Here is a 5513-nt window from a genome sequence, read left to right as displayed (position 1 = left end):
TTCAGACCGCCGCAAGAGGAAAGGACAGGGCTTCGACAAGCTCAGCCCGAACGGCCCCGAGATAGGCAGTTGGCCGCGCTTGTTCAAATCCTCCGGGCTCTGCTAGGGCCGCGCCAAACGGGAGAGAATTATGGCCGACATTGGCCTCGATTTCGCGCTCGGCGAGATGGCGGACACGATCCGCGACACCACCCAGCGCTTCGCCGCCGACCGGATCGCGCCGCTCGCCGCGCGGATCGACGAGGAGGACTGGTTTCCACGCGAGCTGTGGCCGGAAATGGGCGAGCTCGGCCTCCACGGCATCACGGTCGCGGAGGAGGATGGCGGGCTCGGCCTCGGCTATCTCGAGCATGTGATCGCGCAGGAGGAGGTGGCGCGGGCGTCGGCCTCGATCGGCCTCAGCTACGGCGCTCACTCGAACCTCTGCGTCAACCAGATCCGCCGCTGGGCCAATCCGGAGCAGAAGGCGAAATATCTCCCGAAGCTGATCAGCGGCGAGCATGTCGGATCGCTTGCGATGTCGGAGGCCGGCGCGGGTTCGGACGTCGTCGGGATGAAGCTCAAGGCGGACAAGGTGCAGGGCGGCTACGTCCTCAACGGCACCAAGTTCTGGATCACCAACGCGCAATATGCGGACACACTCGTCGTCTATGCGAAGACCGCCGAGGGGAGCCGCGGCATCACCACCTTCCTCATCGAAAAGGACATGCCGGGCTTCTCGATCGGGCAGAAGATCCCGAAGATGGGGATGCGCGGCTCGCCCACCGCGGAGCTGGTGTTCAGCGACTGCGAGGTTCCGGACGAGAATGTGATGGGACCCGTCAACGGCGGCGTCGGTGTGCTGATGAGCGGGCTCGACTACGAGCGGACCGTTCTTGCCGGCATCCAGCTCGGCATCATGCAGGCGTGCCTCGACGTGGTGCTTCCCTATGTGCGGGACAGGAAGCAGTTCGGTCAGCCGATCGGCGCCTTCCAGCTGATGCAGGCGAAGGTGGCGGACATGTATGTCGCGCTGAATTCGGCTCGGGCCTACGTCTATACGGTCGCGAAGAATTGCGATGCGGGGAAGACGACGCGCTTCGATGCGGCCGGTGCGATCCTGCTTGCTTCGGAAAGCGCGGTGAAGGTGAGCCTCGAGGCGATCCAGGCGCTCGGCGGCGCGGGCTATACCAAGGACTGGCCGGTCGAGCGCTACATGCGCGACGCCAAGCTGCTCGATATCGGCGCCGGCACCAACGAGATCAGGCGGATGCTGATCGGCCGCGAGCTGATCGGAGCGGCATGAGCACAAGCGAGCTTATCGAATGGTATGCCACGGTTAGCGGCGTAATCGCCGCTTTGATGCTCGCGAGCGACCTCGGCCGGAAGGTGACAGGTTTCGGCTTCGTCCTGTTCTGCACCATGAACGTCGCCTGGATCGTCCATGCCCGCACCCAGCCCGAGGGCGGCGGCCTGATGTGGCAGAACGGCATCCTGTTCGCCGTGAACCTGCTCGGCGTCTATCAATACCTGCTGAGCGCCAAGAACCGGCGCAAGATGCGGGTCATCAAGGAGGCGGTGCAGGAATTCGAGGCTCACGAAGCGGAGCGGCCGGCGTGACTCAGCTCAGCAGCAAGATCGACGCGGGATCGGAAGCTTATCGCAGGTTCGCCGCGCACAACCGGATGCTGGTCGAGGAGCTGCGCGGGCGGGTGGCGCAGGCGGCGCTCGGCGGGCCGGAGAAGCATCGCGAGCGCCATGTAAGCCGCGGCAAACTGCTCCCGCGGGACCGGGTGACGCGGCTGCTCGACCCGGGCTCGCCGTTCCTCGAAGTGGGGCAGCTGGCGGCCAACGGTATGTATGGCGACGAGGCTCCCGGTGCGGGCATGATCGCCGGCATCGGCCGCGTCTCCGGGCGGGAAACGATGATCCTCGCCAATGATCCGACGGTGAAGGGCGGCGCCTATTTCCCGCTCACCGTGAAGAAGCACCTCCGCGCGCAGGAAATTGCCCGCGAGAACCGGCTGCCCTGCGTCTACCTCGTCGACTCAGGCGGCGCGAACCTGCCGCACCAGGCCGAGGTGTTCCCGGACAAGGAGCATTTCGGGCGCATCTTCTACAATCAGGCGCAAATGAGCAGCCAGGGCATCGCCCAGATCGCTTGCGTGATGGGAAGCTGCACCGCGGGCGGCGCCTATGTTCCGGCGATGAGCGACGAGACGGTGATCGTGCGCAACCAGGGCACGATCTTCCTCGGCGGCCCGCCGCTGGTGAAGGCGGCGACGGGGGAGGTGATCTCGGCCGAGGATCTGGGCGGCGGCGATCTCCATGCGCGCAAATCCGGCGTCGTCGATCATCTCGCCGAGAATGACGAGCACGCGCTCAGCATCGTCCGCGACATCGTGGCGCGGCTGAACACGGTCAAGGCTGCCGACCTCGACTTGGCCGATCCGGTAGACCCGAAATTCGATCCGGATGAGCTTTACGGCATCATCCCGGACGACGTGCGCACGCCCTACGACGTCCGCGAGGTGATCGCCCGGATCGTCGACGGGTCGGAATTCCACGAGTTCAAGGCGCTCTATGGCACGACCCTCGTCTGCGGCTTCGCCCGCATCTGGGGCATGCCGGTGGCGATCCTCGCCAATAACGGCATCCTGTTTTCGGAAAGCGCCCTGAAGGGGGCACATTTTGTCGAGCTCGCCTGCCAGCGCCGGACGCCCTTGCTGTTCCTTCAGAACATCTCGGGCTTCATGGTCGGCGGCAAATATGAGGCGGGCGGTATCGCCAAGGACGGCGCCAAGCTGGTGACCGCCGTCGCGACCGCGCAGGTGCCGAAGGTGACGGTCCTTATCGGCGGAAGCTTCGGCGCCGGCAATTACGGCATGAACGGCCGCGCCTACGGCCCCCGTTTCCTCTTCACCTGGCCCAACAGCCGGATCAGCGTGATGGGCGGCGAGCAGGCCGCATCGGTGCTCGCCACCGTGCACAAGGATGCGGACCGCTGGACGCCGGAGGAAGCCGAAGCCTTCAAGGCCCCGATCCGCCAGCGCTACGAGGATGAGGGAAATCCTTATTACGCCACCGCCCGCCTCTGGGACGACGGCATCATCGATCCGGCCCAGACCCGTGACGTGCTCGGCCTCGCTTTCGCCGCAACGCTGAACGCGCCGATCCCGGAACGCGCGCAGTTCGGGCTGTTCAGGATGTAATGGTGCAGCGGCTCAGATATCCCTTGATCTGGCTCACCATAGTCGCCGTGGCTGGTCTGATCGCCCGCTATGCCTTCAACGCGAGTTTTTGGATTGGAGCAGCAATTGCTGCCTTCAGTCTCGTCGTGAATGGATTGGTGATCGAATGGGAAGATCGCCAGAAGGGAGGATGGAGCCAATGATCCAATCACTCCTCATCGCCAATCGGGGCGAGATTGCTTGCCGGATCATCCGCACGGCGCGGCGGCTGGGGGTGCGGACCGTCGCCGTCTATTCCGATGCCGACGCCAAGGCGCTGCATGTGCGGGAGGCGGACGAGGCGGTCCATATCGGTCCTTCCCCCGCGCGTGAGAGCTATCTCGTCGGCGACAAGATCATCGCCGCCGCCAAGGCGACGGGCGCGGAGGCCATTCACCCGGGCTATGGCTTCCTCTCGGAAAATGCCGATTTCGCTCAGGCGGTGATCGATGCGGGGCTGGTGTGGGTCGGGCCGAAGCCGTCCTCGATCCGCGCCATGGGCCTCAAGGATGCCGCCAAGAAGCTGATGGACGAGGCGGGGGTGCCGACGACTCCCGGCTATCTCGGCGAGGACCAGGCACCCGAGCGGCTGCACCGTGAGGCGGATAGGATCGGCTATCCGGTGCTGATCAAGGCCGTCGCCGGCGGCGGCGGCAAGGGGATGCGGCGCGTCAACGCCTCGGAAGAGTTCCAGGACATGCTGCTCTCGTGCAAGCGCGAGGCGGCCGCTTCGTTCGGCGACGACCGCGTGCTGATCGAGAAGTATATCCTCCGGCCGCGCCACATCGAAGTGCAGGTGTTCGGCGACAGCCACGGCAACGTCGTCCACCTGTTCGAGCGGGATTGTTCGCTCCAGCGGCGGCACCAGAAGGTGATCGAGGAAGCGCCCGCGCCGGGCATGGACGAGGCGACGCGCGCGGCCGTCTGCGGGGCAGCGGTGAAGGCGGCGCAGGCGGTCGACTATGTCGGTGCGGGCACGATCGAGTTCATCGCCGATGCGTCGGAAGGGCTTCGGGCGGACCGCATCTGGTTCATGGAAATGAACACCCGGCTCCAGGTCGAACATCCGGTCACCGAGGAGATTACCGGGCAGGATCTGGTCGAGTGGCAGCTTCGCGTCGCGAGCGGCGAGACGCTGCCGCTGAGGCAGGAGGAGCTCAGGATCGACGGTTGGGCGATGGAGGCCCGGCTTTATGCCGAGGATCCAAACAGGGAGTTCCTCCCCTCCGTTGGTAAGCTGACCCACATGGTGCTGCCCGAGCACATGGTCAGAGTAGACACCGGGGTCTACGAATATGGGGAGGTGTCACCCCACTACGATCCGATGATCGCAAAGCTGATCGCCCATGCCGACACGCGATCCGCGGTGATCGATAAGCTTGCGCAGGCCGCGGAAGTGACAGCGGTTTGGCCCGTGAAGACTAACGCAGGGTTTCTTGCACGGGCACTTCGCCATGACGACTTCCAAAGCGGCGAGATCGACACTGCATTTATCCCAGGCAGGCTCGATGAGTTGATTCCGCCAAATGTTCCGCCTGAACAATGCTGGAAGGCTGCCGCCATGGCTTTCTCCTTGTCGGCACCAGGCGGCGAGATGGCACGGCAAGTGGGGGATAGCCTTGCCGCGATGTACGAGGATCAGAGAACCCCCTGGTTTGCGGCCAAGGGATTTCGGCTCAACGCGAAACCCTACGATCTGATACGGCTGCAATCGGGTAGCGAAATCCGGGAAGTCTCCGTACCCGATGCCTACGCGGAGCTTCCGGCCTGGGTTGAGCCGGCGCGTGATGTAATCCTCAGCGGTGTGAACGACGGGATGGTTTACACCTTCACTTTGCCGGACGCGCGCGGCGCCGGGGGCGAGGCGGCCTCTGACGGCACCTTACTCTCGCCGATGCCCGGCCGCGTGATCTCCGTCGATACGCGGCAAGGCGACAAGGTGGCGAAGGGGCAGAAGCTCATCACGCTCGAAGCAATGAAGATGGAGCATAGCCTCACGGCGCCGTTCGACGGCATCGTGGCGGAACTCAATGCGGCGGAGGGGGCTCAGGTAACCGAGGGCACCTTGCTTGCGCGGATCGAGAAGGCCTGAAGAAAAAGCTGTCCTACAGGCCTGGTCTTATGCTTCCCTACCCTTGGAGGCAGCCCGACCGGTCGCTGCCGTGAGGAAGGTGCTGGGCGGCGGAATGCGCTTCGTTGGTGTGAACCTTGTGTCAACTTTGCATGCTGGAAGAGACGGATGAGCGGTCGCTTTTTCGATGAGTGGCAAATCGGCGACCGGCTGGAGCATCAGCCGCACCGGAC

5 protein-coding genes are annotated in these 5513 nt (G+C 64.6%); all 5 read left to right on the top strand.

Annotation, left to right across the window (positions count from 1 at the left end; all coding sequences use genetic code 11):
• Nucleotides 1-130: 130 nt before the first annotated feature.
• From VF662_RS16750 to VF662_RS16730, 5 genes are read left to right on the top strand one after another with little or no spacing between them, the layout of a single operon-like run.
• Nucleotides 131-1285 (top strand): isovaleryl-CoA dehydrogenase, encoded by a 1155-nt coding sequence (locus VF662_RS16750; protein WP_464143089.1) that lies wholly within the window; start codon nt 131-133, stop codon nt 1283-1285.
• On the top strand, nt 1282-1599 hold the full coding sequence (locus tag VF662_RS16745; protein ID WP_464143088.1) for a hypothetical protein: 318 nt from the start codon (nt 1282-1284) through the stop codon (nt 1597-1599). Before VF662_RS16750 ends, VF662_RS16745 begins: the two co-directional genes overlap by 4 nt.
• Complete coding sequence (locus tag VF662_RS16740; protein ID WP_464143087.1) at nt 1596-3191, top strand: carboxyl transferase domain-containing protein; 1596 nt, start codon at nt 1596-1598, stop codon at nt 3189-3191. Before VF662_RS16745 ends, VF662_RS16740 begins: the two co-directional genes overlap by 4 nt.
• A gap of 23 nt (nt 3192-3214) precedes the next feature.
• Nucleotides 3215-3373 carry a hypothetical protein gene (locus tag VF662_RS16735; protein WP_464143086.1) on the top strand — a complete coding sequence of 53 codons (159 nt, stop codon included), beginning with the start codon at nt 3215-3217 and terminating at the stop codon, nt 3371-3373.
• Nucleotides 3370-5301, top strand: coding sequence for an acetyl/propionyl/methylcrotonyl-CoA carboxylase subunit alpha (locus tag VF662_RS16730; protein WP_464143085.1), 1932 nt, complete (start codon nt 3370-3372; stop codon nt 5299-5301). The genes VF662_RS16735 and VF662_RS16730 overlap by 4 nt, the downstream gene beginning before the upstream one ends.
• Nucleotides 5302-5513 lie beyond the last annotated feature (212 nt).

It is taken from the genome of Allosphingosinicella sp. (assembly GCF_036387215.1).
GTDB lineage: Bacteria > Pseudomonadota > Alphaproteobacteria > Sphingomonadales > Sphingomonadaceae > Allosphingosinicella.
The sequence above is the reverse complement of the archived record's forward strand: the minus strand, read 5'-3'. Positions and strand labels throughout refer to the sequence as shown.

Bases quoted from the DNA above. Each gene is read 5' to 3' on its own strand.
- VF662_RS16730 (WP_464143085.1), top strand. From the start codon at position 3,370: ATGATCCAATCACTCCTCATCGCCAATCGGGGCGAGATTGCTTGCCGG.
- VF662_RS16745 (WP_464143088.1), top strand. From the start codon at position 1,282: ATGAGCACAAGCGAGCTTATCGAATGGTATGCCACGGTTAGCGGCGTA.
- VF662_RS16750 (WP_464143089.1), top strand. From the start codon at position 131: ATGGCCGACATTGGCCTCGATTTCGCGCTCGGCGAGATGGCGGACACG.